Source organism: Citrobacter sp. wls718 (assembly GCF_005280945.1).
In the GTDB taxonomy this organism is placed as follows: domain Bacteria; phylum Pseudomonadota; class Gammaproteobacteria; order Enterobacterales; family Enterobacteriaceae; genus Citrobacter; species Citrobacter gillenii.
Window position 1 is genome coordinate 4,359 of record NZ_SZWV01000072.1, and the last position, 24,657, is coordinate 29,015.

The following is a 24,657-nucleotide window of genomic DNA, read 5'->3' on the forward strand; positions in this document are numbered from 1 at the left end:
CGCGCTTGACCAGCAGCACCGGCCCATTGAATACAGCATCAGTTACTGCCGCAGCGACCTATACGTCTTTGTGTGCGAGGAGTAACGCGTCGCGCGAGGGGGCGCAATCGCCGCCGCGATGCCCGACCACCCACGATCCCACCGCGTTGCCAAGCAACACGGCATCGGCTAGCGACCAGCCAGATGCCAGCCCGGCCAGCATGCCGCCTGCGTGACTGTCGCCAGCGCCAATGGTGTCAACCATAGTCGTTGGAAATGCAGGCACGCAGCCGGATGTCGTTTCACTGAAATACCATGCGCCGTCTTTATCGTGGCGAACTACCACCGGCGTGGCAAAGCGCTTCACCCACTCAGCGCCAAAACCCTCGACATCCACGCTTAACCTGAACCGTTCTGCGGCAATGTCTGCTTCCTGCCGATTCAGTGACACCAGCGGGTGACAGGCCAGTATTCTCGCCATTAAGGTATCGGAGATGTCGCCGATGCGTGGCCCAAAATCGATAAATGGCGTCACCTCATCCAGACTCTCCAGCCACTGCACCAGCAGCTCGCCGCACGGCGAAGCCAGCTGATAGCCGGAAAGATACACCAGACTGTGGCGCGGGATCGTCAACTGCGCAAGCCAGTCGGCGTTCCACTGATTTTCGACGCCGCTGAAGGACATAAAGGTGCGTTCACCGTCCGGCTCAACTAGCGCCAGACACCAGCCATTATCACCTTCGGCATGATCAATCAGACTGTGTAAACCCTCTTTTGCCATCCGGTTGCGGATGATATCTGCCCACACGCCTTGACCTAGCGGCAAGGCATTGCTGGCGTCGATACCTAAACGCTTAAGCGCGACGGCGATGTTCAGCGCACAGCCGCCAACATTAACGCCTTGTTGTTTAAGCTCGATGTCACAACCGCGCCAGGGCAGGGCATACGCATCGGCAATTACATCGATCACCGCTGCACCGACTACCGTCACCGGGCGCTGGGTGTGCAACTGCGGGATAAGTGCCTGCAAACGCGTGGTGCTCATCGCGCCTCCCGTTGCTCACGCAGGCGCATTAATCCGCTGGCGTAGCGGGTAAAGTCCAACTGATTGACCGCATCCAGTTCCTGTTTCAACACAGGGTCAATCGCGCCGACCCCGTGCAGTGCGCCGCAAATTGCCGTCGCCATGGCACCGATGGTGTCGGTGTCACCGCCAAGATTCGCACACAAAATAGCGCAGCGCTTAGGGTCGGTGTGTGCCAGTTCCACCATGGCGATAGCGCAGGGCACGGATTCAATGGTGCTGGTGCCAGCTCCCACCACCTGATACAGCTGCTCACTGGCAGACTCGATACCGTTAGCATCGCGGACGATTTTCAGTGCCAGTTCGAGGCGCGCCGCGAGCGATGCGCTAAAGGTGGTGATCCGTTTTTGCTGGGCGTGGTGGGCAATGGCGGGAAGCGCATCGACAATATCGCACCATTGTTCGCCGTCGATCGCGCGCGACACTGCCCACGCGATAACCACGGCCCCGGCCACCGCCAGATCCGATTTATGCGTCGGGCTGGACGCTAGCGCCACATCATCAATGAAGGCATCAAGATCGTGTGCGGGTAGCAGGCAGCCTAACGGTGAAACGCGCATGGCCGCACCGTTGGTGACACCGTTGTTTTCCAGCTCAGTAACGGGTTTTCCGTCGCGGATGGCCTTAAGGGCAATCTTCGAGGTGGGGCCCAGCACGTTTTTATTGAAGGCATCGAAATCTTCCGCCCAGGCCAGGATATTTCGGCCAATGACGTCGGGGACAATTTTCCCGTCGCATTCCAGCAGAGCATCTGCAAGGCACAGCGCCATGGCTGTGTCATCAGTGAACTCCGCCTGGTTAAAATAGCAGGCGGCGTTATTTTCCGCGGGGCCGGGCAAAAAGCGGTCAATCCAGCCAAAGTGTGCTTTCACGCGGGTTCTGGGCCATAGCTCTGACGGCATGCCCATCGCATCCCCTAACGCTTGCCCATAAAGAGCACCGAGAATACGCTCTGCTTTCATTTTACTTCCCCTTTTTTCAATGCCAGATCGCGGTCGTTCACGTTAATTGCGGTGATTTCTTTGTCAGACTCGCGAAAGAAAATCATAAACAGTACGGCAATGACGGCAATCATGACTGCGCCAAATCCCCACATGTCCGCCCAGTTAAAGGTGAGACCGTTAACCGGTTCTTTATACGCAAACATTTTTTCCATCATCACCCCGCCCAGGCGATAGCCCAGCAGACTACCGAATCCCTGACAGCAGAGGGTGATCAACCCCTGTGCGGCGGTACGCATATGCACAGGCGCTTTTTTATCCACGTAGATATAGGCCGTAACATAGTAGAAATCGTAACTGACGCCGTGCAGCAGAATGCCGAGAAACAGCAGTGCGTAGGTGAAATATTCTTCCGCGCCGCCGTAGACGAAAAAGCCATAGCGGATCGCTGCAGTAATAAGACCAAGCAATAATACCTTTTTAATGCCAAAGCGCTTAGTAAAGAACGGCAGCGCCAGCATAAAGAAGATTTCCGAGAACTGACCCAGCGTCATCCAGCCGGTGGCATTTTTCATTCCGACTTCGGTCAGGTAACCATTGGCGAAGATGTAGTAAAACGCCAGCGGCATTGCAAACAGAAACGAACAGAAGAAAAAGACAAGGAAGTTCTTATCACGCAGCAGGATCAGTGCATCCAGCCCCAGCATGACTTTGATATCCATCTTGCCGGTACTTTTTGGCGGCGTATCCGGCAAGAAGAAGGCGAAGACACCCAGCAGCGCGGAGCTCCCGGCGGTGATCAGCAACGGGATATTGGTGGGGGAGATATCGCTGTAGCCCAGCATTTGCGGTAAGAACCCGCAGGCTAAACCGGAGGCAATCCAGCCAATGGTGCCCATCACGCGGATGCGTGGGAAGTCACGCTCGACGTCCGGGACGTTGGCAAAGGCAATACTGTTGGTCAGCGCAATGGTGGGCATATAGGTCAGTGAATACGCCAACAATAGTGGGAAGAAGCCGCCGAAGGTGGTCTGCTGCGCGGCGAAGTACATCAGAATGGCGCCGACGAACATTAACACCGCCAGGACTTTTTGCGCGGAGAAAAAGCGGTCAGTGAGCGAACCGACAAAAATCGGTGACAGGATTGCGGCAATGGCGGTACAGGCGTAGGACCAGCCAATTTCTCCGGCGCTGAATCCGCTTTTACTCAGCCACAGCCAAAGCGGTACAAACCAGGCGCCCCAGATAAACCACTCCACGAACATCATGAACGACAGCTTTGCTGTAGTTTTCATCTTTACATCCTTCATGACAGGTAAGGTACGTTTTCATAGTACCAGTAGATAATACCTTTAAAATACCTTTGTGTTTTAATTTTGACCGCCTTAACGTTTTTTAATGCCTGAATCGAGCCAGCGGAAATGACTGAAAAGTGCGCTAAAGATGGAAAAAAAGCGCAGTCGGTACCAGGCTTATGGCTGCCCGCAACAAGGCGGGTCAGGACAATTCACATTCCGGTATCCAACCGGAACTTACGGGAGCATAGCTATGACTGATATTGCGCAGTTGCTTGGCAAAGATGCCGACAACCTTTTACAGCATCGTTGTATGACCATTCCTTCTGACCAACTTTACCTGCCAGGGCATGATTACGTCGACCGCGTGATGGTAGACAATAATCGCCCGCCTGCCGTGCTGCGTAATATGCAGACGCTGTACAACACGGGCCGACTCGCTGGCACGGGATACCTGTCGATTCTGCCGGTCGACCAGGGCGTGGAGCATTCCGCCGGAGCCTCGTTTGCCGCCAACCCGTTGTACTTTGATCCGAAGAATATTGTGGAGCTAGCTATCGAAGCGGGCTGTAACTGCGTGGCGTCGACCTACGGCGTGCTGGCTTCCGTATCTCGTCGCTATGCACACCGTATTCCGTTCCTCGTAAAAATTAACCACAACGAAACGCTCAGCTACCCGAATACCTTTGACCAGACGCTGTATGCCAGTGTGGAGCAGGCATTCAATATGGGCGCGGTGGCGGTCGGGGCTACGATCTATTTTGGCTCCGAGGAATCGCGTCGTCAGATTGAAGAGATTTCTGCAGCGTTTGAACGTGCGCATGAACTGGGGATGGTGACGGTGCTGTGGGCCTATCTGCGCAACTCCGCATTTAAGAAAGACGGGGTGGATTATCACGTTTCCGCCGACCTGACCGGGCAGGCAAACCACCTGGCGGCCACCATCGGGGCGGATATTGTTAAGCAGAAAATGGCGGAAAATAACGGCGGGTATAAGGCCGTTAACTTTGGCTATACCGACGATCGCGTCTACAGCAAGCTGACCAGCGACAACCCGATTGACCTGGTGCGTTATCAACTGGCGAACTGCTATATGGGCCGCGCCGGGCTGATTAACTCCGGCGGTGCGGCAGGGGGCGAAACCGATCTCAGCGATGCGGTGCGCACGGCGGTAATTAACAAGCGTGCCGGTGGTATGGGTCTGATCCTCGGACGTAAAGCGTTCAAGAAAACCATGGCAGATGGCGTTAAGTTGATTAACGCCGTGCAGGACGTTTATCTGGATAACAAAGTAACCATTGCGTAAATTATCGCGGGTTGTGGTCATGTCACGGCAACCCGCGTTTCTTGAAAAATTAAATTCAAAATATCATTTCAGTATAATCGCAATATTAGTCCGATCTACCTCACGTTTCTCCTGCCTTTTGTGAAAAGCATCACCTCTCCCTGTGCACTTGCACAGAAAATAGTCATGCCTTAGCGCGGAATGTCCGAGGCAAAGTTGCTTTTTTGCACATACATTTAGATGTGAAACAGCATTTCAAAGTTGCGCTAAGGACCCAATAATGAAAATTGAAGCTATCAATGTCTCCGTCTTCCAGTATCCCACCCGCCGGGTTTCTGATACCGCCGGACATTCCCATCCGGGGCCGGAAAGCCTCGCCAAAATGGCCATGCTGACCATTACCGCCGATGACGGAACCCAGGGGTATTCGTTTGCACCGCCGGAAGTGGTGCGCCCGTTTGTGGTGAATACCTTTTTTCGCAAAGTGATGGTCGGTCAGGACCCGTTTAATCGGGAGCGCATCTGGCAGGATCTGGTGCACTGGCAGCGGGGAAGCGCGCATCAACTGACCGAACGCGCGCTGTCTTTTGTTGAGCAGGCGCTGTGGGATTTGATAGGCCGCAAGCTCAACATGCCGGTCTACAAGCTGCTGGGTGGTTTTCGCGATAAGGTCCCGGCCTACGGCAGCACCATGTGTGGTGACGATCTGCCCGGCGGACTGTCGACGCCGGAAGAATATGCCTGCTTTGCCGAAAAACTGGTCGCTCGTGGATATAAGGCGATCAAACTGCATACCTGGATGCCGCCGGTCTCCTTCGCGCCAAATCCGAAGATGGATGTGAAAGCCTGCGCCGCCGTGCGCGAGGCGGTCGGACCGGATATTGATCTGATGATCGACGGCTATCACTGGTACAGCCGTACAGAAGCGCTGTACATCGGCAAGGAACTGGAAAAACTCAATTTTGCCTGGTTTGAAGAGCCGATGGAAGAAGAGAGCATGGCGTCTTACGCCTGGCTTGCCGAAAATCTCTCCATTCCGATCATTGGTCCGGAAAGCCTCGGTGGAAAACACCACAGCCGCGCGGACTGGGTGAAGGCGGGCGCATGCGACATTTTACGTGCTGGTGCCAACGGTGTGGGGGGGATCTCGCCCACCCTGAAAGTGGCCAACCTGGCCGAGTCGTTTGGCATGGACTGCGAAGTACACGGCAACGGTGCGGCGAGCCTCGCGGTGATTGGCGCGATTCGAAACTGTCGCTGGTACGAGCGCGGCCTGCTGCATCCGTTCCTCGACTACGACGAACCGGCCGCCTACCTGAACAGCATTGTTGACCCGATGGACGCCGACGGTTTTGTGCATCTGCCACAGCGCCCCGGTCTGGGGGAAGACATCAATTTTGCCTATATCGAAGCCAACACCGTCAGCCACGACTGACTGAAAACAATAAATGCCGGATAAGCCAAGTGTCATCCGGCAATATGTACCCTACAGTACAGGCAAACAATAGATGAAAAAAACTTCCTTACTGGGCGCGTGTTTACTCGCACTCGCCGTGTCGATGGGGAGCAGTGCGGCGTACGCCAAAACGCCGCCCGATCAGCTCATCATTGGTATGAACATGAATAACCTGCTGACCCTCGATCCAGCCGCCATGACCGGCAACGAAGTGGTGGGCATTGTGGTGAATTTATATGACTCGCTGGTGGAGTTGGATCCTGCCCAGTTGACCCATGTGAAACCCGCGCTGGCGACATCCTGGGATGTCAGTCCGGATGGCACCACCCTGACTTTTCATCTGCGCGATGACGTGACCTTTCACTCCGGTAATCCGCTGACTGCTGACGATGTGGTGTGGTCGATGCGTCGGATCCTGCACCTGAATCTGGCGCAGTCGTCGGTGTGGAAATCCTACGGCTTTAGCAAAAAAAATATCGACCAACAGGTCAGCGCCCCGGACAGGTTTACAGTGAAAATCACGCTGCCCAAAGCCAACGATCCGCAGTTGATTATCTATTCACTGGGGGCGCTGGGGAATCTCGGCGTGCTGGACAGCAAAACCGTGCAGCAACATGTGCTGAATAACGACTGGGGTAACCACTGGCTGACCACCAATGAAGCCGGGTCTGGCCCGTTTACCCTTGATACCTGGCAGGCGAAAGATGTCCTGCGCATGACGCGTAACCCGAACTACTGGCGCGGCGAGGCGAAAATGAGCCGCGTGGTGTTGCGCCATTTTCAGGAATCCCAGACCCTGCGTCTGATGATTGCCAAGGGCGATCTGGATATTGCCAGTAATATGGCGGTTTCAGACATCAATGCCCTGCGTAGCGATCCTGACCTGAGCGTGGATGCCGTCCAGCGAGGCACGATGTATTACGTGGCAATGAGCATGAAGGAGGCGCACTTCGCCAATCCGAAAGTCCGTGAAGCCGTGCGTTACCTGATTGATTATCAGGGGATCAATAAAGCGCTGATGCCGGGATACGGCGTATTGCATCAGCGTCCTATCAAGGCAGGAATGCCCTCCACGCTGCCTGACCCCGGCTATCGCCTCGACATTCCGCGCGCCAAAAAGCTGCTGGCGGAGGCGGGATACCCGGACGGTTTCGACACCACGCTGCGGGTGCTGGCTGACCAGCCTTTCCAGAATATCGCGATTGCCGTGCAGTCCACGCTGATGCAGGCGGGTATTAACGCCAAAATTATCACCGGAACCGGTAATCAGATCTACGGCGCAATGCGCGAGCGTAAATTTGACATGCTGGTCGGGCGCGGCGGCAGCGGCATGGAACCGCATCCGCACTCCAGCCTGCGGGCGCTGGTCTATAACCCGGATAACAGCGATGCAGCCCGGCTTACCAACTTTCAGGGCTGGCGCACAGGTTTCTACGATAAACCGCTTAATGACATGATCGACAGCGCCCTGCTGGAGCGTGACCCGCAAACGCAGACTCGCGCGTATCAGGCGATCCAGACCCGCTACGACCAGCTCGTTCCCGCGCTAATTCCGCTGTCGCAAATGGTGGATTCGGTCGTTGTGCGCCGTGAGGTGCAGAATTATCAGCCGCATCCGTCGGCCACCACGTTTTTGCGTGATGTGTATAAAACCGGAGGTGAACAATGAGCGTTGCCATACTTGCACCTGGCTCACGCGCCCGGCGTGTCTCGACCCGTCTGATACAGGTGGCAATGACGTTGTTTGGATTGCTGCTGCTGACCTTTTTTATCGGTCGCGTCATGCCGATCGACCCGGTACTGGCGATCGTGGGACCTGATGCGGATCAGAGTACCTATCAGCAGGTGTATCACCAGTTAGGCTTTGATAAATCGCTGGCGGCGCAGTTTGGTATTTACTTCACCAATCTGCTGCACGGCGATCTGGGTAATGCGCTGCTGACCGGTAAGCCGGTGATGGATGACATTGTACGCGTTTTCCCGGCCACCATTGAGCTGGCGACGATGGCCATTGTGGTAGGGGCGGGGCTGGGGATCCCGCTGGGGGTGTTGGCGGCGGCACGACGCAATAGCCTGTCGGATTACGTGGTGCGCATCATTAGCCTGGCAGGTTATTCCACACCGATTTTCTGGGTGGGGATGATGGGGCTGCTGGTGTTCTACGCCTGGCTAAGCTGGGTGGGCGGCGCGGGGCGTCTGGATCTCGGACTGGACGGGCTGGTGCCACGCCAGACCGGATTAATGACCGTCGACGCGCTGTTGGCCGGTAATGCCACCGTGTTCTGGAATGCCATTAATCATCTGGTTTTGCCTGCTGCGCTATTGGGTTTTCACTCGCTGGCTTACATCAGCCGTATGACCCGTAGCTTTATGCTGGCGCAGCTTTCACAGGAGTTCATTATCACCGCGCGCGTCAAAGGGCTGACCGAGCGTCAGGTCATCTGGAACCATGCGTTTCGCAATATTCTGGTGCAACTGCTCACGGTTGTCGCGCTGGCCTACGGTTCGCTATTGGAAGGCGCTGTGCTGATTGAAACCGTCTTTTCCTGGCCCGGTTTTGGCTCCTATTTAACCGGCAGCCTGCTGCTGGGTGACATGAATGCGGTGATGGGCTGCGTGCTGCTGGTTGGGGTGATTTTCGTCATGCTTAATCTGCTCTCCGACATGCTGTATCAATTCTTTGATCCGAGGACAAAATCATGACGGTTTCTCTGGATACGCCGCGGGATAGCGGCAATAGCGAACAACGTCTGCGGGCGAAGCAGGCGTTGCTGCGAGCGCGCGGTTTCATGGGCAAGATGGCGCGTAACCCGCTGACCGCCATTGGCGGCGGAATTATTGCGTTGTTATTGCTGGTGGCCATTTTTGCCCCGCTTATCGCACCGTACAACCCGTTGGTGCAGGATTTAAACAGTGCGCTGGTGGCGCCGAACGCGCAGCACTGGTTCGGGACCGATGAGTTTGGCCGCGATATCTTTAGCCGCCTGGTGTATGGCTCGCGCATCACGCTGTATATCGTGCTGCTGGTGTCGGTCACCGTAGGGCCGCTCGGTCTGCTGCTTGGCGTCACGGCGGGTTACTTCGGTGGCAAGGTCGACATGGTACTGATGCGCGTCACCGACATTTTCATTTCTTTTCCAAGCCTGGTACTGGCACTGGCCTTTGTCGCGGCACTCGGTCCGGGGCTGGAGCACGTAGTAATTGCCATTACGCTGACTGCCTGGCCGCCGATTGCGCGTCTGGCTCGTGCGGAAACGCTCTCGTTGCGTCAGGCCGATTTTATCTCTGCCGTTCGCCTGCAGGGGGCATCGGCAGGACGTGTGCTGTGGCGTCACATCGTACCGCTATGCCTGCCGTCGGTGATTATTCGTATCACCATGAATATGGCGGGGATCATTCTGACCGCTGCGGGCCTTGGGTTTCTGGGGTTAGGGGCTCAGCCACCGGATCCGGAATGGGGTGCGATGATCTCCAGCGGGCGCACCTACATGATGGAATGCTGGTGGGTAGTGACTATTCCGGGGCTGGCGATTTTGATCAACAGCCTGGCGTTCAACTTCTTAGGAGATGGCTTACGTGACATCCTCGATCCTCGCAGCGAATGATTCGCCTCTGCTTGATGTGCGTAACCTGCACGTCGATTTTATCAACGGCGGCGCGGTCACCCAGGCGGTGCGCGGCGTCTCCTTTCAACTCGGACGTGAAAAACTGGCGATTGTGGGTGAGTCAGGCTCCGGTAAATCCACCGTCGGGCGAGCGCTGCTGCACCTGCATCCGAAAAAAGCACGGGTTACGGCAGACAAAATGCAGTTTAGCGATGTGGATTTAGCCCATGCCAGCGAGGCGCAGATGCGGCAAATTCGCGGCAAGCGTATCTCGATGATTATGCAGGACCCGAAATACTCCCTTAATCCGGTGGTGAGCGTTGGCGATCAGATTGCCGAAGCCTGGCTTACCCATCATCCGGGGCGCAAGGCTGAGGCCAAAGCCAGGGCGCTGGAAATGCTGGAGGTGGTGCGTATTCGTCAGCCGCAGCGGGTGTATCAGCTCTATCCGCACGAGATTTCTGGTGGCCAGGGGCAACGTGTCATGATCGCGATGATGTTAATCACCGATCCGGAACTGGTGATTGCCGACGAACCCACCTCGGCGCTGGACGTGTCGGTGCGTCTGCAGGTGTTGGGGCTGCTTGACTCGCTGGTGGAGTCGCGTGGGTTGGGGCTTATTTTTATCAGTCATGACATCAACCTGGTGCGCAGCTTCTGCGATCGCGTCCTGGTGATGTATGCCGGGCGGGTGGTGGAATCCATCGCTGCAGGCGATCTCCACCATGCGCAGCATCCCTATACTCAGGGGCTGATTAGCGCATTGCCAGAAATCCACAACCGCCGGGCGGTGCTGCCGGTGCTGCAACGTCAGGCCAGTTGGCTGAGTGAGGAGGGGATATGATCGACGTTAAAAATCTGAACCTGGCATTTGGTGAGGGAGAAAAACGCAATCAGGTGCTGTATGACGTGACGTTTGGGGTTCAGCCCGGAGAGGTCTACGGTCTGGTTGGGGAGTCTGGTTCGGGAAAGACAACCGTACTGAAGTGTCTGGCTGGACTGTTTACCCATTGGCAGGGTGAACTGGCGATCGACGGACAAGCCCTGGATCACCGTATTCGCCGCGAACGCTGCCGCCTGGTACAGATGGTATTCCAGGACCCATATGGTTCGCTGCATCCCCGGCATACCATCAGCGATATCCTCGAAGAGCCGCTGCTGATCCACGGCATTGCTGACCGGGATCGGCGGGTTAACGGGCTGCTGGATAAGGTCGGTCTGAACCGGGCATTTCGCGACCGGTATCCGCATCAGCTTTCTGGCGGGCAGCGCCAGCGTGTGGCGATTGCTCGGGCGCTAATCCTCGAACCGCAGGTGCTGTTGCTGGACGAGCCGACCTCTGCGTTGGACGTATCGGTACAGGCCGAAATTCTTAACCTGCTGGCTGAATTGCAAAAGGAGTCCAGCCTGACCTATCTGCTGGTCACCCACGATCTGGGGGTTATTGCGCATTTGTGTCAGAAAGTGGCGGTGATGCAATACGGAAAAATTCTTGAAACGCTCACCGTGGATGCGCTGGTCAACGGTGAGGCGCAAACCGAGTATACCCGGATGTTAATAAGCGGCAGCCAGCGCTATTCCCGCGATCTGGCGCGGGAAGTGGCGGCGTACTAGCGTAACAAGGGACAACCAGGCGGTAACCGGCAGCGCAGCGCGGCGGGGAGGATTTCGATGTGAAATTCCTGCCCGCTTAGTGGTTCGCCATCGAGATTAAACGTGATTTCATGCGGGGCACGGATATCAAACCAAGATGACGCGCCATCAATAATATTGGGGTTGTCGTCGGATTGGGTAAGTGCCGAAAGTAGCGCCGGAAGAAGCTCATCGCCGGTAAAAATGCGCAGTTGCAGCAGACCGTCGTTGATCAGTGCCGTGGGGCAAAGTTGCTGCCCGCCGCCAGCCTGACGACCATTGCCGATGCCGATCACCAGCGCGTCTCCCTGCCAGTGAAAGTTTTCCCCGCGAATTTCGCAGCTGTCGGGCTTCAGCGTGTCCATGCGCATGAGCCCATGAATAAAGTACGACACGCCGCCCAGCGCGGCTTTGAGTTTTTCTGGTGTTTCTGTCGTGACCCGCGTGCCGAATCCGCCCGTCGCCATATTGATAAAACAGGTTTTATCATTGACCTGCACCATATCTATTTCAACCGCATTGCCGGCGATGGCCAGCTTCAAGGCTTTATCCAGAACATCAGGAATACCCACGCTGGTGGCGAAGTCATTTGCGGTTCCCAGCGGCAAAATCCCCAGTGCGGGTATATCCTCCCCCTGGCAATGGATGAGCGCGGTGGAGACTTCGTTGATGGTGCCATCACCGCCGCCCGCAATGACGGTGGCAACGCCCAACTGGCGGGCCTCATCAACGTAACGCCGGGCGTCGCCTTTTTCCCAGGTGACGCGCACATGGATCTCAACGCCCTCATCGCGTAGCAGGGCAATCGCCTCGCGCAGCGGGGGATTATCAGCACTTTTTCCATTCAGGATCAGTAAGCTGGCTGGGAATGCTATCATCCTGTTGCCTCACTTTTATCGTTTTAACAAGTGTATGCCAGGAATGGGTTTATGGCGTAAGAACTGACCGAAAGCGCGGACGTTAAACGTAAAAAGCCGCGATTTGCGGCTTTTTCAGGTAAGGCAGGGATTACTGCGGGAACCACTGATCGCTGATTTTTTGATAGGTACCGTCAGCTTTAATGGCGGCCAGCGCAGTGTTCAGTTTTTCCAGCAGCGCGGTGTTATCCGGGCGAACGGCAATGCCAAGGCCGGTGCCGAAGTATTGCGGGTCAGTTACTTTGTCCGTTGCTACGCCTAACTGCGGATTGGTTTTCAGCCACTCGTTAACCACGGCAGTGTCGCCAAATACGCCATCAATACGCCCGTTTTTCAGGTCAATGATCGCATTCTGGTAGCTGTCGTACGCCACGGTTTTCACTTCAGGATGTTTATCCTGCAGGTATTTCTGGTGCGTGGTGCCGTTTTCCATGCCGATACGTTTGCCTTTCAAATCAGCAAAGGTTTTATAGGTGTCTTTTTTCGCAATGACCAGCGCTGAGTTGGCATAGTAGGGCTGAGTAAAGGAGACCTGCTTACTACGTTCTGGCGTGATGTCCATACCGGAAATCACCGCATCGTATTTTTTGAATTTCAGCGCAGGGATCAGGCTGTCGAACGCATGATTAGTAAAAGTACAGTCAGCCTGCATTTGTTTGCACAATGCTGAAGCCAGGTCGATGTCAAAACCAACAATTTTATTGCTGGCATCCAACGATTCGAATGGCGGGTAGGTTGCTGAGACACCGAAATTGATTTTATCAGCAGCAGAGGCGCCGGTGGCGAAGGTAGCAAGTAATGCGGCCAGGACTAACTTTTTCATGGTGGAACTCCCGTCTGTCAATCTTATGATGATTCACCGTGTCTGCGGCGTTGATTTACAATGCCATTTAATGAATTTGTATGCAATAAAAATGATTAAATATTTTATGTGGAATAAAAAAAAGCGGACAGTCCAGAGACATGTCCGCCTTTACTATTCAGCTTTATGCAGTTATTGACTTAATTGCGGTGTTCAAACGCCAGTGCTTTACGCTCGATTAAGCGCATCATCAACGTCAGCAGGCCGTTAACAATCAGATAAATCACGCCCGCCGCGCCGAAGACCATGACGTCATAGGTGCGACCATACAACAGCTGGCTGTAACCCATGACTTCCATCAGCGTGATGGTGTAGGCCAGGGAGGTACTTTTGAACACCAGCACCACTTCGTTGGAGTACGAGGAGAGGGCGCGTTTAAAGGCGTACGGCAGCAAGATGGCCAGCGTATCTTTCTTGCTCATCCCCAATGCACCACAGGATTGCCACTGACCTTCCGGGATTGCGCGAATAGCGCCGTAGAACAGCTGCGTGGTATACGCGGCACTGTTTAACGACAGCGCAATCAAGGCGCACAGCCAGGGTTCTGACAGCAGATGCCAGAGGACCGGATACTCCTGCAGCGCGGGAAACTGCCCCGGACCGTAGTAGATCAGGAAGATTTGCACCAACAGCGGCGTACCGGTAAACAGCGTAATGTAGGCGCGTACCAGCCACACCAGCACCGGAGTTTTCAGCGTCAGGATGACGGTGAAAATCAGCGCCATGACCAGCGCAACCACGATGGAGGCAACCGTCAACGTCAGGCTGGTATGCAGCCCTTTCATCAGTTCTGGTAAATACTCAAGCATCAGCCCGGTCTCCGCTCAAAACGTGTCGCGCGCAGGTCAATGCGTTTGAGAATGTACTGACTCAACAGCGTTATCACCAGATAAATGGCCGCCGCCACGATGTACCAGGTAAACGGCTCCTGAGTACGTGTGGCAATGCTTTTGGTTTGCAGCATCAGATCGTTGACGCTGATCAGGCTTACCAGCGCGGTATCTTTCAGCAAAACCAGCCACTGGTTACCCAGTCCCGGCAGGGCATGACGCCACATTTGCGGCATCACCAGACGAAAGAAGATCGCGGTTTTGGACAGCCCCAGCGCCTGACCAGACTCCCATTGCCCGAGCGGGACGGCTTTCAGTGCGCCACGCAGCGTTTGCGACGCATAGGCCGCATACAGCAATGACAGCGCAATGACGCCGCACAGGAACGGACTGACGTCGAAGTTTTCGATCTCCATCTGCACCGGGATCTGCACGATGCCAAGATTTATCGTAAACCCATCGGCCAGCGTCAGCAGCAGCTGAGAGGAACCGAAATAGATAAACAGAACCACCAGAATTTCCGGCAGTCCGCGCAGGAGCGTCACCAGGGCTGAACCCGTCCATGCCACTGGACGCCATTTAGCAGACTCCCAGACGGCAAACAACATTGCGAGAGCCAGGCCAATGATCAGCGCACAAACGGCAAGGCCGACGGTCATCCCGGCGGCGCTTGCTAAAGGAAAAAATTCATTCATCTAATATTACTTCTGGAACCATTTGTTATAGATGGTTTCGTACGTCCCATCTTTCTTCACTTTTTCCAGCGCAGCATTGAATTTCTGCTGCAGCTCGGTATTGCCCTGGCGCATGGCGATGCCCAGACCGGTACCGAAGTAATCTTTATCGGTAACTTTATCGCCAACGGCGGCCAGTTTCGGATTGTCCTTCAGCCATTCGGTCACGACAGCGGTATCACCAAAGACGCCATCAATACGCCCGTTCTGCAGGTCGAGTTTGGCATTCTGGTAGCTGTCATACGGTACGGTGGTGACTTCCGGATGTTTATCCATGATGAATTTCTGGTGCGTGGTGCCGTTTTGTACGCCCACTTTCTTGCCTTTCAGCTGGTCAATGCTGGTGTATTTACCCTGTTGACCAACAAACAACGCTGAGTTGTCGTAGTAAGGCGTAGTGAACAACACCTGCTTTTCACGCTCCGGCGTGATGTCCATTCCGGCCATTACCGCGTCAAAACGGCGGAATTTCAGGCTTGGGATCAGGCTGTCGAAAGCCTGGTTAGTGAACGTACAGGTGGCGTCGATCTCTTTACACAGCGCATTTGCCAGGTCAACGTCAAAACCCACGATGTTGTTATTAGCATCAATGGATTCAAACGGAGGATAAGACGCTTCGGTAGCGAAGCGAATGGTTTGGGCTGCGGTAGCGGAAAGGCTAAAACCTGCGATTAGCGCGGCAATCAGAACTTTTTTCATTGTATTGTCCCGAATCTTAGTGAGAGAGATAGTTTTTAAACGCTTCGGTTTGCGGGTTGGCAAAGCAGCTCGCATTCCCAAACTCGACGATATGACCGTTTTCCATATACACCACACGACTGGCCGTTTTACGGGCGACTTCCACTTCGTGGGTGACGATCACCTGAGTAATATTGGTTTCTGCCAGCTCACGAATGATGCTGACGATTTGTGCGGTAATTTCCGGGTCAAGCGCTGCGGTCGGTTCATCAAACAGCAGCACCTGTGGCTCCATCATTAACGCGCGGGCAATGGCCACACGCTGTTGCTGGCCGCCGGAAAGATGCAGTGGGTAACGATCGCTATAGGGCTTCAGTCGCAGACGTTCCAGCAGCTTCTCGGCACGCGCCAGCGCCTGGTCCTTGCTCAGACCCAGCACGCGGCAGGGCGCTTCGATCAGGTTCTGCTGCACAGTAAGATGCGGCCAAAGATTGTATTGCTGAAAGACCATGCCCACGTTCTGACGCAGTTCGCGAATGGCTTTATCAGAAGGTGTTTTCGTGAAGTCGAAACGGTTACCGGCAATAGAGAGCGTGCCCGAACGCGGCATCTCAAGCAGGTTGAGTACGCGCAGTAGCGAGCTTTTCCCGGCTCCACTTGGGCCAAGTAACACCAGTGTTTCGCCCTGAGGGCAATCCAGCGTGATATCGAACAGCGCCTGATGTGCGCCGTAGAAGCAGTTAATGCCGTTTAATTGAATACTCATTGACACTCGTATACTGGCAGTCTGATAGCTATTGAAGCCGCAGATACTACCTTTGACAGAATAGTTATGCAATATTTATGCGTTAAAAGTTAAATGCAAACCGCATTCTTCTCTAAACATAGCACAAAATAGCGGGGTCACCAGTGGGCAAGAATAATTGTCGGCATTCTATGCAGAATGCCAGACAATTTATGGGGTTTATGATTTGAACGAATGAATGGCGGGATTAACGGTTTTCGACAGACTGGCGCAGCGTCCCGGCTGGCGCATGTACACTGCCGCCCAGATAGCGAACATCATCCACGACCCAGCACTGGCCTTCACGGATCATCAGTACTTCATCACGCCAGGTTTGATTACCCTGCTTAAGCTCTACGCGCAGCGGAATGTTACGTGCATCACTATTCGGAATGGTCGAGGCGCTGGCGACACTGGCGCTGTCCGGTAAGGTGGTGCGGCTGGAGAAGGGATCGCTGGTCAGCAGCTCGCGGTGCGAGTTATCGCGGCTGGCATCGGTCAGCAATTTCGCCAGGTTGTCACTTAAGTACGGACGCAGGGCGGTGATGTCGTTGCTACGATGCTGAATGCGGTAATCATAGAACTGTTGTGCCACGCTGTCTGGCCCACCTTCCACGCAAGCGCCGCTACGCGGGCCGTTGTCTTTATAAGCCGGAGTTACGGTGGTACAGGCGCTGAGAAGAAGTGCACAGGGGACCAACAGAGAGAGTTTCGAGTAGCGCATAATGATTTCCTTATTAGCTTTCTACTAATAGTATTCTACGATGAAAAATTCTATCCTTTCAATGACTGTGTAATCGATTAACACTTTGTTTTTACTTGCATAACTTCGCAAATTTCACCGACTGGTACATCTGTGGCTATTGACTGCTTACCTCGGTTCAGTATATCAAACTGCGGCATGATGTTGTCGCCAAGGATGCTCCCTATAGTGTATAGACCATCCACGTATCTGCATGCTTATTTACGAGGCAACAAAATGTGGAAACCGGACTATGACGGTATGTATAAGTGCACAACGACGGAGCAGTCCTTAGTCTATCAGGGTATCCGGATGGCTAAAATAAGGGTTGATTAATTCCTGGGCTCATGCGTTAATAGTCGAGTCGGTTTGAATAACAGACGATTTACAAAGTAGTTTACTTCCGCAGTTCTCATTTTCAGGTTTATCCATTTATCCCTTCTTTGAGTCACTCCGCTAAGCACTAAGTCGATTCTGTAATAAAACCAAATATGCCGAAAGGCTCAAATTAAGGAATAAAATATATGTCTAATAAAATGACGGGTTTAGTTAAGTGGTTTAATCCTGAGAAAGGTTTTGGATTCATCACGCCCAAAGATGGTAGCAAAGATGTGTTTGTGCATTTTTCTGCTATCCAAAGTAACGACTTTAAAACGCTGAATGAAAATCAGGAAGTCGAGTTTAGCGTGGAGCAGGGACCTAAAGGCCCATCCGCTGTTAATGTTGTGGCGCTCTAAGGTAACTATTATTACTAATCATATTCACTTTCGCTGCCCATGTTGCCATGGTTCGCAGTACAGAACATCGAGCTTCGATGTGACTGAGGGAAATCCGTTTGGCGCGAAATGTATTTTTTGCAAATCTAAAATGATTACATTTGATAATGTTGCAATGTACATTCAGTCCGGCCAGACTCCGCTGGATTTCAGAAAATAATTTTTTAGGCCCCTTCAAGGGGCCTTTTTTAATGACTTAACAGATGACCCTACCTGTTTATCGTGAGATCGTCATCTTGACGTTGTTGTCGTGATGCCAGAACATCGTTTACTGCGAACCTGCCTTCAGCCCCTCTCTTATCGTTTAATATGCAAACAATTTCTGGGTGTGTAATGACCAGTTGCGCCTGGGTTATTGAATCTTTTTATCGTATAGTTTATAGATATCCATGGTTATACAGATAATACTATCTACTGGCGCGTTGATGCCGTTACAGACCAGAAGAGGTGCATAATGGACGTCGAGAAATTAAAAAATAAAACTGAAGCGGATATATCTGAGTTCATCACAAAGAAAATTGTTGAGCTGAAGAAAAAGACCGGGAAAGAAGTTTCCGATATTCAGTTTATCGCTCGTGAGAAAATGACCGGGCTTGAAAGTTATGACATTAAAATTAAGTTGATCTAATTTTCAAATACCATCCAGTATGCGTTAAAGCATCGCCGTCCAGCTGAGGCGGTGCTTTTTATTTTTATAATTTCAAAATGAAATTATAAGTGTGATCTCTTCCGTGTGTGAACGAGGCGGTGGCAAAAGTGTGTGAATTTCAGCCGTACGCGATAACCCAGTATTTCATCCTGGTGGATATTTATTATCACAGGCGTAGGATGATTTGGCTGTCGACAAGATAAGACGTTCGTCCTGTCGTGTGCGGGCTTCTGATTATTCATTAACGACGAGGTGGTGCTGGTAATGAGTACACTGATCATTCGTTTATTGTTCTTAACGATTATATTGGCCCCTGTTTCATTACGCGCCGATGAACAGAGCGGAATGCAGCTTGAGCGTGTTGTCATCGTCAGTCGTCATGGCGTCAGGGCACCGACAAAGTTCACGCCGCTTATGCAGCAAGTCACTCCCGACCGCTGGCCGCAATGGGACGTTCCTCTGGGGTGGTTGACTCCTCGCGGCGGGGCACTCATTACTGAATTAGGACGGTATCAACGTTTACGCCTGGCGGACAAAGGTCTGCTGGATAATAAAACGTGTCCAACGGCAGGGCAGGTCGCGGTCATTGCCGATAGCGATCAACGTACCCGTAAAACGGGTGAAGCATTCCTGGCAGGACTGGCCCCGAAATGTAAAGTACAGGTTCATTATCAACAAGATAAGTCAAAATCTGATCCCCTTTTTAATCCCATCAAGGCGGGGCAGTGTTCGCTGAACACATCGCAGGTGAAAGAGGCCATCCTGACCCGGGCTGGCGGAAGTCTTGATGAGTACACGCGCCACTACCAACCCGCATTTCAAGCCCTGGAGCGGGTGTTAAATTTCTCCCAGTCAGAAAAGTGTCAAGCAGCCGGGCAGTCTGCACAGTGTACGCTAACCGACGTCTTACCTGCTGAACTCAAGGTCTCTCCTGAAAATGTATCGTTGTCAGGCTCATGGGGACTGGCTTCAACCCTGACGGAAATCTTCCTGCTGCAACAAGCACAAGGGATGTCGCAGGTGGCCTGGGGGCGTATTCATGGCGATAAAGAATGGCGTACATTATTAAGTCTGCACAATGCGCAGTTTGACCTTCTGCAGAAAACCCCGGAGGTTGCCCGTAGCAGGGCCACACCGTTACTTGATTTGATACGTACAGCGCTCGTAACACAGGGGGCAACAGAAAATAAATACGCAATTCAGTTGCCCGTCTCTTTGTTGTTTATTGCGGGGCATGACACCAATCTTGCCAATATCAGCGGGGCATTAGGCCTTAACGTGTCTCTGCCCGGTCAGCCAGATAATACGCCGCCGGGTGGAGAGTTTGTTTTCGAAAGGTGGAAACGGGTTAGCGATCATTCTGATTGGGTGCAGGTTTCTTTTATGTATCAGACATTGCAGGAAATGCGTGATATGCAACCTTTGTCGTTGCAATCGCCTCCCGGAAAAATTGTGCTGCCCTTAGCGGCCTGCGATGAGAAAAATACGCAGGGAATGTGCTCATTAAAAAGTTTTTCTGCACTGATTGATTCCGTTCGCGTGTCCGAATGTGCTGAGAAATAATATTTTTATTGCATCATTTCGATCATGTTGAAAATTAAACAATCGGAACCTTTCAATGATAGGGTATCGGTTCGATAATGCCTTAAGGCAGCGTTGTTAGCGTAATAAGGAGATATACCATGCAGTTTTCGACCACCCCTACGCTGGAAGGGCAAAGCATCGTGGAATACTGCGGTGTGGTAACCGGTGAAGCGATTTTAGGCGCGAATATCTTTCGCGATTTTTTTGCCGGGATCCGGGATATTGTCGGCGGTCGCTCTGGCTCATACGAAAAAGAGCTGCGCAAAGCGCGTGAAATTGCCTTTCAGGAACTCGGCGAACAGGCGAAAGCGTTGGGAGCAGATGCGGTCGTTGGTATTGATATTGATTACGAAACCGTGGGTAAAGATGGCAGCATGCTGATGGTGAGCGTCAGCGGTACTGCGGTGAAAACTCGCCGATGAAGCGTCTGTTATGGCTGCTGGCATTTGCCGTGTTACTGACGGGCTGTGCGCGCGAGTCAGGTATTGTTGACAAAGACGGGTATCAACTGGATACCCGACGCCAGGCGCAGGCGGCATATCCACGCATTAAAGTGCTGGTAATTCACTACACGGCTGATGATTTTGACTCATCGCTGGCCACGCTGACGGATAAAAACGTCAGCTCGCACTATCTGATCCCGGCAGTACCACCGCTGCACGGCGGCAAGCCGCGGATCTGGCAGCTGGTCCCGGAAAAGGATCTGGCCTGGCATGCAGGGATCAGCTTCTGGCGAGGCGCTACGCGGATTAACGACACGTCGATTGGAATTGAACTGGAAAACCGTGGCTGGCAAAAATCAGCGGGCGTGAAATATTTTGCGCCATTTGAAGCGACGCAGATCCAGGCGTTGATCCCGCTGGCAAAGGACATTATTGCCCGCTACGACATCAAGGCGCAGAACGTGGTGGCGCATGCGGATATCGCTCCGCAGCGTAAAGACGATCCCGGCCCGCTGTTTCCGTGGCGTGAACTGGCGGCGCAGGGTATTGGCGCCTGGCCGGATGCTCAGCGCGTCGCGTTTTATCTTGGCGGACGCGCACCCCATACGCCGGTGGACACCGCATCGTTACTTGATTTGCTGTCGCGCTACGGCTACGAGGTGAAACCGGACTTGACGCCGCGTGAACAGCAGCGGGTGATTATGGCGTTCCAGATGCACTTCCGCCCGGCGTTGTGGAACGGCGTGGCGGATGCCGAAACGCAGGCCATTGCCGAAGCGCTACTGGAGAAATACGGGCAAGGTTAACGCGGCAGCTTACCGTGGTCGCGCAGCCAGGCCGCGGTACGCTCAATCCCTTCATCCAGCGTCACGACAGGCTGATAACCCAGCTCTTCCTGGGCGCGGGTGGTGTCCAGCGTAAAGTCAAAATTGAGCTTTGAGACACCGTAGTGTGTGAGCTTGGGTTCTTTCGCCGATTTATTCCCCAGACGCTCCATGCTGCGGGCAATCATGTCCAGCATTGGATAAGGCACGGAGCGGATGCGGCAATCAATATTCAGTTCGTCAATCAGCTTCTGCACGATGCTGCGCAGCGTGCGATGCTCACCGTTGGTAATGTTATACACTCGACCTGATGGCAGATTGTCACAGGCTTCCTGACTTGCCAGCCACATCGCGTGAATCGCATTTTCATAGTAGGTCATATCCACCAGTGCGCTGCCGCCGTGTGGGAGCAGGACGCTGCCATAGTGATGCATCATGTGCGCCAGGCGGGGGATAAAAACTTTATCATGCGGGCCAAACAGGCTCTGCGGACGTAGTACCGTAAAGCGAGTTTGCGGATTGGCCTGGGCTAACAGCGCAATCACGTCTTCGCCGGCTGCTTTACTGCGGGCGAATTCGTTGGCGAAGCGGTGTGGGCGAAAGTCCTCTTTGATATCGCGATGGTGGTGATAATCAAAATAGAGCGACGGGGAGGAGATATGAATAAAGTTACGCACGCCCCAGGCAACCGACCACTCGCCCAGACGGCGGGTGGCGCGGACGTTAGCCAGGTCAAAGGCTTCCTGTGTTCCCCACGGCGAGGTAAAACTGGAACAGTGCCACAGCGTGTCGATGCCTGCGAGCATCACTTTTGCTTGCGAAGAGACCAGCTCGGTCAAATCCGCATGCACAAATTCTGCGCCCATTTTCTCCAGCAACTTACCCATCGCTTCGTTGCGACCGGTAGCTCTGACGCTGATGCCTTTCTTGCGTAAAAACTCAACCGCGTTTCGGCCTAAGCCGCTGGTGGCTCCGGTAACCAGTACCTTCATATCAATCCGCTGTGTTTAATAGAACTTCGTGCGCATTCTTCCGTGAATTACGCCTGTATGCAATGGGAAACATGAAAGAATACAGCCTCTTTTTGTCTTTAGTCTGTGATTTGTTCTGCAAGTTTGGCGATACGCTTTGCCATCCCCCTGAAAATAAACAGGTGAGCCGGGATCATCAGCAGCCAGTAGAACAGACCGGGCATACCGTGCGGGTGCCACCAGGCGCGGACGTCAATGCGACGGTGATCGCCTTTATCTTCCAGGCTAAAACTCAGACGACCGAGTCCTGGCGCCTTCATACCAAATAACAGTGTTAGCTGCTTTTCCGGTTCGACGATAATGACCTTCCAGCTATCCACGGTATCGCCGACCTGTAAAAGCGGACGCTCCGGCCGACCTTTTGCCAGTTTATGCCCCACCAGCAGATCCATGGCTGCGCGCGTCTTCCACAGAATATTGCCAAAGAAATAGCCCTCTTTGCCGCCGAGGCGATTCACCACTTGCCACAGCGCCTTCAGGCTGGCGGATGTCTCGACGCTAAACCCGGCCTGTTTGGCGAAATAGCCGTATTCCGGTCGCCAGCGGGCAAAGGCCTGCGCGTCGTATCCCCACTCGCTGGAGTCGACCAGTTTCTCTTCTTCCTTCAGCGTGCTGCGTACCGCATCGTCAAAGGCGATGAGCTTTTGGGGGATCAATGCCCTCAGTTCGGTGTCATCGGCCAGCAGATCGTGTTTCAGGCCCTGTATCAGCGCCTGGGCGGTCGTCGGTGGAACCGAGGTGATCACATTTAAAAACCACACTGAAATCCAGCGGGTCGGGAAAGGGATGGGGATAAGCAGGCGATGCTTGCCGCTGACCGCCATAAAATGTTCGAACTGCTCTTGATAGCTTAATACCTGCGGCCCCGCCGCTTCGAGTACGCGGTGGCCGTTTGCCGGGTGCGCCAGCAGCGCAACTAAATAGTACAGCAAGTTCTCCAGCGCAATCGGTGTGGTACGCGATCGTACCCAGCGCGGTGGGGTGAGTACCGGCAGGTTGTAGACCATATCACGCATCACCTCAAAGGCCGCAGAGCCCGCGCCGACGATAATACCCGCCCGTAACTCCGTAACCGGGACGCCAGATTCGCGCAACGTGTCAGCCGTTATCTGCCGTGCGCGCAGGTGATCGGACTGTTCATGCTTGGGGGCCTGTAAGGAGCTCAGGAAAATCAGCTGGTTGACTGGCGTATGGCGCAGGGCATCGCGGACATTCTGCGCCACCTGACGCTCGTGGGCGATAAAATCACCGCCTTCACCCATCCCGTGCACCAGGTAATAGACCGTATCAACGTCGGCTAGCAGCGGCGTCAGGGTATCTGGTTCGTTTAAATCAACCTTATGACAACTGACGCCGGGCAGTTGCTGTTTGTCCAGTCGCTCGATGCGACGTGCCGCCGCCAGTACCTGATGCCCTTGCTGGCTGAGCGCTTTTACCAGATGTTGACCAATGTAACCACTGGCGCCAAGTACCAAAATCCGTTGCGGCACGCCGGTCTCCTTAGCGGTTTAAAAAAGCACGCCAGTGAGCGGCGACTTCAGCAAGTTGTTCACGCGAAACGTCCAGATGCATCACCAGACGCACAATCGGCGAGGCGTTAATCAGCACGTCTTTAGATTTCATGTACTCGCCCAGCGCAGCAGCGTGTTCTTCACCCACGCGGACAAACAGCATATTGGTGTCGTGACGCATAACGTCGGCACCCGCTTCACGCAATTGTTCTGCCATCCAGGCAGCGTTGTCGTGATCAATTTGCAAACGCGCCACGTTATTTTTGAGCGCATACAGCCCGGCAGCCGCCAGAATACCGGCCTGGCGCATACCGCCGCCGGTCATCTTGCGCCAGCGAATCGCACGTTTGATGTAATCATGGCTGCCGACCAGCAGTGACCCGACCGGCGTCCCCAGCCCTTTGGAGAGGCAAATGGTGAGCGAGTCACAATATTGGGTGACGTCCTTAAGCTCACAACCGTAGGCGACGATGGCGTTAAAAATACGCGCGCCGTCAACGTGCAGCGCCAGATTTCGTTCGCGGGTGAATTCCCAGGCCTCCTTCAAATACTCACGCGGCAGCACTTTGCCGTTATGGGTGTTTTCCAGGCTGAGCAGGCGGGTACGGGCAAAATGAATATCGTCGGCTTTGATTTTAGCGGCGACTTTGTCCAGCGGCAGCGTGCCATCCGGCGCGGCGTCGATAGGCTGTGGCTGAATGCTGCCGAGCACCGCGGCACCACCGGCTTCGTATAAATAGTTATGCGCGCCCTGGCCTGCGATGTACTCCTCGCCGCGCTGACAGTGGCTGAGCAGCGCCACCAGATTTGCCTGGGTGCCGGTCGGTAAGAAAATAGCCGCTTCTTTACCAGAAAGTTCAGCGGCATACTGCTGAAGGGCATTGACGGTAGGGTCGTCGCCGTAGACGTCGTCCCCGACCGGGGCCGCCATCATCTCTTCCAGCATGGCGCGACTCGGGCGGGTGACAGTATCACTACGTAGGTCGATCACGGGCATTCCTTTTTAAGTGAGGTA

General features: G+C 54.0%; 26 protein-coding genes and 1 pseudogene. 14 read left to right on the plus strand and 13 right to left on the minus strand.

Annotated features, from left to right (window positions below):
* Positions 1-85 (plus strand): annotated as a pseudogene (locus tag FDW95_RS23870) (GntR family transcriptional regulator); the annotation flags it as partial.
* Here the strand turns inward: FDW95_RS23870 and FDW95_RS14500 are convergent.
* The 3 genes from FDW95_RS14500 to FDW95_RS14510 are packed head-to-tail and all read right to left on the minus strand — an operon-like array spanning position 59 to position 3,299.
* On the minus strand, positions 59-1,024 hold the full coding sequence (locus tag FDW95_RS14500) for a PfkB family carbohydrate kinase (RefSeq protein ID WP_115258057.1): 966 nt from the start codon (positions 1,022-1,024) through the stop codon (positions 59-61). The pseudogene FDW95_RS23870 and the gene FDW95_RS14500 overlap by 27 nt on opposite strands.
* Entirely contained in the window at positions 1,021-2,025 is a 1,005-nt protein-coding gene (locus tag FDW95_RS14505) for an ADP-ribosylglycohydrolase family protein (RefSeq protein ID WP_115258058.1), read from the minus strand. Before FDW95_RS14505 ends, FDW95_RS14500 begins: the two co-directional genes overlap by 4 nt.
* Positions 2,022-3,299, minus strand: a complete 1,278-nt coding sequence (locus tag FDW95_RS14510; protein WP_115258059.1) for a nucleoside permease — start codon at positions 3,297-3,299, stop codon at positions 2,022-2,024. The genes FDW95_RS14505 and FDW95_RS14510 overlap by 4 nt, the downstream gene beginning before the upstream one ends.
* A gap of 253 nt (positions 3,300-3,552) precedes the next feature.
* Here FDW95_RS14510 and fbaB point away from each other — a divergent pair, with 253 nt between their 5' ends.
* From fbaB to FDW95_RS14545, 7 genes are all read left to right on the plus strand, one after another.
* Entirely contained in the window at positions 3,553-4,605 is a 1,053-nt protein-coding gene (gene fbaB / locus FDW95_RS14515; RefSeq protein WP_005129139.1) for a class I fructose-bisphosphate aldolase, read from the plus strand.
* Positions 4,606-4,864: 259 nt separating this feature from the next.
* Positions 4,865-6,019: a mandelate racemase family protein gene (locus FDW95_RS14520; RefSeq protein WP_115258060.1), complete on the plus strand. Its 1,155-nt coding sequence runs from the start codon at positions 4,865-4,867 to the stop codon at positions 6,017-6,019.
* 73 nt (positions 6,020-6,092) lie between these two features.
* Complete coding sequence (locus tag FDW95_RS14525; protein ID WP_096756530.1) at positions 6,093-7,709, plus strand: ABC transporter substrate-binding protein; 1,617 nt, start codon at positions 6,093-6,095, stop codon at positions 7,707-7,709.
* Positions 7,706-8,743 carry an ABC transporter permease gene (locus FDW95_RS14530; RefSeq protein WP_115258061.1) on the plus strand — a complete coding sequence of 346 codons (1,038 nt, stop codon included), beginning with the start codon at positions 7,706-7,708 and terminating at the stop codon, positions 8,741-8,743. Before FDW95_RS14525 ends, FDW95_RS14530 begins: the two co-directional genes overlap by 4 nt.
* Complete coding sequence (locus FDW95_RS14535; protein ID WP_096756532.1) at positions 8,740-9,645, plus strand: ABC transporter permease; 906 nt, start codon at positions 8,740-8,742, stop codon at positions 9,643-9,645. Before FDW95_RS14530 ends, FDW95_RS14535 begins: the two co-directional genes overlap by 4 nt.
* Positions 9,617-10,489: an ABC transporter ATP-binding protein gene (locus FDW95_RS14540; protein ID WP_115258062.1), complete on the plus strand. Its 873-nt coding sequence runs from the start codon at positions 9,617-9,619 to the stop codon at positions 10,487-10,489. Before FDW95_RS14535 ends, FDW95_RS14540 begins: the two co-directional genes overlap by 29 nt.
* On the plus strand, positions 10,486-11,259 hold the full coding sequence (locus FDW95_RS14545; RefSeq protein ID WP_115258063.1) for an ABC transporter ATP-binding protein: 774 nt from the start codon (positions 10,486-10,488) through the stop codon (positions 11,257-11,259). Before FDW95_RS14540 ends, FDW95_RS14545 begins: the two co-directional genes overlap by 4 nt.
* Here FDW95_RS14545 and yegS read toward each other — a convergent pair.
* From yegS to FDW95_RS14580, 7 genes are all read right to left on the minus strand, one after another.
* Positions 11,256-12,155 carry a lipid kinase YegS gene (gene yegS, locus FDW95_RS14550; RefSeq protein ID WP_096756535.1) on the minus strand — a complete coding sequence of 300 codons (900 nt, stop codon included), beginning with the start codon at positions 12,153-12,155 and terminating at the stop codon, positions 11,256-11,258. The genes FDW95_RS14545 and yegS overlap by 4 nt on opposite strands.
* Positions 12,156-12,285: 130 nt before the next feature.
* Positions 12,286-13,017, minus strand: coding sequence for an arginine ABC transporter substrate-binding protein ArtJ (artJ, locus tag FDW95_RS14555; RefSeq protein ID WP_096756536.1), 732 nt, complete (start codon positions 13,015-13,017; stop codon positions 12,286-12,288).
* A gap of 179 nt (positions 13,018-13,196) precedes the next feature.
* Complete coding sequence (gene artM, locus FDW95_RS14560) at positions 13,197-13,865, minus strand: arginine ABC transporter permease ArtM (protein WP_096756537.1); 669 nt, start codon at positions 13,863-13,865, stop codon at positions 13,197-13,199.
* Positions 13,865-14,581 (minus strand): arginine ABC transporter permease ArtQ, encoded by a 717-nt coding sequence (gene artQ, locus FDW95_RS14565; protein WP_096756538.1) that lies wholly within the window; start codon positions 14,579-14,581, stop codon positions 13,865-13,867. Before artQ ends, artM begins: the two co-directional genes overlap by 1 nt.
* A gap of 6 nt (positions 14,582-14,587) precedes the next feature.
* Positions 14,588-15,319, minus strand: a complete 732-nt coding sequence (artI, locus tag FDW95_RS14570; RefSeq protein WP_096756539.1) for an arginine ABC transporter substrate-binding protein ArtI — start codon at positions 15,317-15,319, stop codon at positions 14,588-14,590.
* A 16-nt stretch (positions 15,320-15,335) separates the two neighbouring features.
* Entirely contained in the window at positions 15,336-16,064 is a 729-nt protein-coding gene (gene artP / locus FDW95_RS14575; protein WP_096756540.1) for an arginine ABC transporter ATP-binding protein ArtP, read from the minus strand.
* Positions 16,065-16,290: 226 nt separating this feature from the next.
* Positions 16,291-16,806, minus strand: coding sequence for a lipoprotein (locus FDW95_RS14580; RefSeq protein ID WP_115258065.1), 516 nt, complete (start codon positions 16,804-16,806; stop codon positions 16,291-16,293).
* 542 nt (positions 16,807-17,348) lie between these two features.
* On the opposite strand from FDW95_RS14580, the gene cspG reads away from it, so the two are divergent.
* From cspG to FDW95_RS14610, 6 genes are all read left to right on the plus strand, one after another.
* The gene (cspG, locus tag FDW95_RS14585; RefSeq protein WP_046479624.1) at positions 17,349-17,561 is read left to right on the plus strand and encodes a cold shock protein CspG; all 213 of its coding nucleotides are present in this window, start codon (positions 17,349-17,351) and stop codon (positions 17,559-17,561) included.
* A gap of 10 nt (positions 17,562-17,571) precedes the next feature.
* A complete protein-coding gene (locus FDW95_RS14590; RefSeq protein WP_115259921.1) occupies positions 17,572-17,760 on the plus strand; it encodes a cold-shock protein in 189 nt (62 codons plus the stop codon).
* Between the two features lie 294 nt (positions 17,761-18,054).
* Positions 18,055-18,228, plus strand: a complete 174-nt coding sequence (locus FDW95_RS14595) for an addiction module toxin, GnsA/GnsB family (RefSeq protein WP_096756542.1) — start codon at positions 18,055-18,057, stop codon at positions 18,226-18,228.
* Between the two features lie 285 nt (positions 18,229-18,513).
* Complete coding sequence (locus FDW95_RS14600; protein WP_115258066.1) at positions 18,514-19,812, plus strand: AppA family phytase/histidine-type acid phosphatase; 1,299 nt, start codon at positions 18,514-18,516, stop codon at positions 19,810-19,812.
* 119 nt (positions 19,813-19,931) lie between these two features.
* On the plus strand, positions 19,932-20,255 hold the full coding sequence (locus tag FDW95_RS14605; protein WP_096756544.1) for a heavy metal-binding domain-containing protein: 324 nt from the start codon (positions 19,932-19,934) through the stop codon (positions 20,253-20,255).
* A complete protein-coding gene (locus FDW95_RS14610) occupies positions 20,252-21,082 on the plus strand; it encodes an N-acetylmuramoyl-L-alanine amidase (RefSeq protein ID WP_096756545.1) in 831 nt (276 codons plus the stop codon). The genes FDW95_RS14605 and FDW95_RS14610 overlap by 4 nt, the downstream gene beginning before the upstream one ends.
* Here FDW95_RS14610 and FDW95_RS14615 read toward each other — a convergent pair.
* The 3 genes from FDW95_RS14615 to ltaE form a co-directional block, all read right to left on the minus strand.
* Positions 21,079-22,092 carry an NAD(P)-dependent oxidoreductase gene (locus FDW95_RS14615; protein ID WP_096756546.1) on the minus strand — a complete coding sequence of 338 codons (1,014 nt, stop codon included), beginning with the start codon at positions 22,090-22,092 and terminating at the stop codon, positions 21,079-21,081. The genes FDW95_RS14610 and FDW95_RS14615 overlap by 4 nt on opposite strands.
* 98 nt (positions 22,093-22,190) lie before the next feature.
* Positions 22,191-23,621 carry an SDR family oxidoreductase gene (locus FDW95_RS14620; RefSeq protein ID WP_115258067.1) on the minus strand — a complete coding sequence of 477 codons (1,431 nt, stop codon included), beginning with the start codon at positions 23,619-23,621 and terminating at the stop codon, positions 22,191-22,193.
* A gap of 10 nt (positions 23,622-23,631) precedes the next feature.
* The gene (gene ltaE, locus FDW95_RS14625; protein ID WP_115258068.1) at positions 23,632-24,633 is read right to left on the minus strand and encodes a low-specificity L-threonine aldolase; all 1,002 of its coding nucleotides are present in this window, start codon (positions 24,631-24,633) and stop codon (positions 23,632-23,634) included.
* Positions 24,634-24,657: the final 24 nt, after the last annotated feature.

Excerpts from the sequence above, each read along its gene's own strand:
- FDW95_RS14500 (WP_115258057.1), bottom strand. The coding sequence starts at position 1,024 with ATGAGCACCACGCGTTTGCAGGCACTTATCCCGCAGTTGCACACCCAG.
- FDW95_RS14505 (WP_115258058.1), bottom strand. The coding sequence starts at position 2,025 with ATGAAAGCAGAGCGTATTCTCGGTGCTCTTTATGGGCAAGCGTTAGGG.
- FDW95_RS14510 (WP_115258059.1), bottom strand. The coding sequence starts at position 3,299 with ATGAAAACTACAGCAAAGCTGTCGTTCATGATGTTCGTGGAGTGGTTT.
- fbaB (WP_005129139.1), top strand. The coding sequence starts at position 3,553 with ATGACTGATATTGCGCAGTTGCTTGGCAAAGATGCCGACAACCTTTTA.
- FDW95_RS14520 (WP_115258060.1), top strand. The coding sequence starts at position 4,865 with ATGAAAATTGAAGCTATCAATGTCTCCGTCTTCCAGTATCCCACCCGC.
- FDW95_RS14525 (WP_096756530.1), top strand. The coding sequence starts at position 6,093 with ATGAAAAAAACTTCCTTACTGGGCGCGTGTTTACTCGCACTCGCCGTG.
- FDW95_RS14530 (WP_115258061.1), top strand. The coding sequence starts at position 7,706 with ATGAGCGTTGCCATACTTGCACCTGGCTCACGCGCCCGGCGTGTCTCG.
- FDW95_RS14535 (WP_096756532.1), top strand. The coding sequence starts at position 8,740 with ATGACGGTTTCTCTGGATACGCCGCGGGATAGCGGCAATAGCGAACAA.
- FDW95_RS14545 (WP_115258063.1), top strand. The coding sequence starts at position 10,486 with ATGATCGACGTTAAAAATCTGAACCTGGCATTTGGTGAGGGAGAAAAA.
- yegS (WP_096756535.1), bottom strand. The coding sequence starts at position 12,155 with ATGATAGCATTCCCAGCCAGCTTACTGATCCTGAATGGAAAAAGTGCT.
- artJ (WP_096756536.1), bottom strand. The coding sequence starts at position 13,017 with ATGAAAAAGTTAGTCCTGGCCGCATTACTTGCTACCTTCGCCACCGGC.
- artM (WP_096756537.1), bottom strand. The coding sequence starts at position 13,865 with ATGCTTGAGTATTTACCAGAACTGATGAAAGGGCTGCATACCAGCCTG.
- artQ (WP_096756538.1), bottom strand. The coding sequence starts at position 14,581 with ATGAATGAATTTTTTCCTTTAGCAAGCGCCGCCGGGATGACCGTCGGC.
- artI (WP_096756539.1), bottom strand. The coding sequence starts at position 15,319 with ATGAAAAAAGTTCTGATTGCCGCGCTAATCGCAGGTTTTAGCCTTTCC.
- artP (WP_096756540.1), bottom strand. The coding sequence starts at position 16,064 with ATGAGTATTCAATTAAACGGCATTAACTGCTTCTACGGCGCACATCAG.
- FDW95_RS14580 (WP_115258065.1), bottom strand. The coding sequence starts at position 16,806 with ATGCGCTACTCGAAACTCTCTCTGTTGGTCCCCTGTGCACTTCTTCTC.
- cspG (WP_046479624.1), top strand. The coding sequence starts at position 17,349 with ATGTCTAATAAAATGACGGGTTTAGTTAAGTGGTTTAATCCTGAGAAA.
- FDW95_RS14595 (WP_096756542.1), top strand. The coding sequence starts at position 18,055 with ATGGACGTCGAGAAATTAAAAAATAAAACTGAAGCGGATATATCTGAG.
- FDW95_RS14600 (WP_115258066.1), top strand. The coding sequence starts at position 18,514 with ATGAGTACACTGATCATTCGTTTATTGTTCTTAACGATTATATTGGCC.
- FDW95_RS14605 (WP_096756544.1), top strand. The coding sequence starts at position 19,932 with ATGCAGTTTTCGACCACCCCTACGCTGGAAGGGCAAAGCATCGTGGAA.
- FDW95_RS14610 (WP_096756545.1), top strand. The coding sequence starts at position 20,252 with ATGAAGCGTCTGTTATGGCTGCTGGCATTTGCCGTGTTACTGACGGGC.
- FDW95_RS14615 (WP_096756546.1), bottom strand. The coding sequence starts at position 22,092 with ATGAAGGTACTGGTTACCGGAGCCACCAGCGGCTTAGGCCGAAACGCG.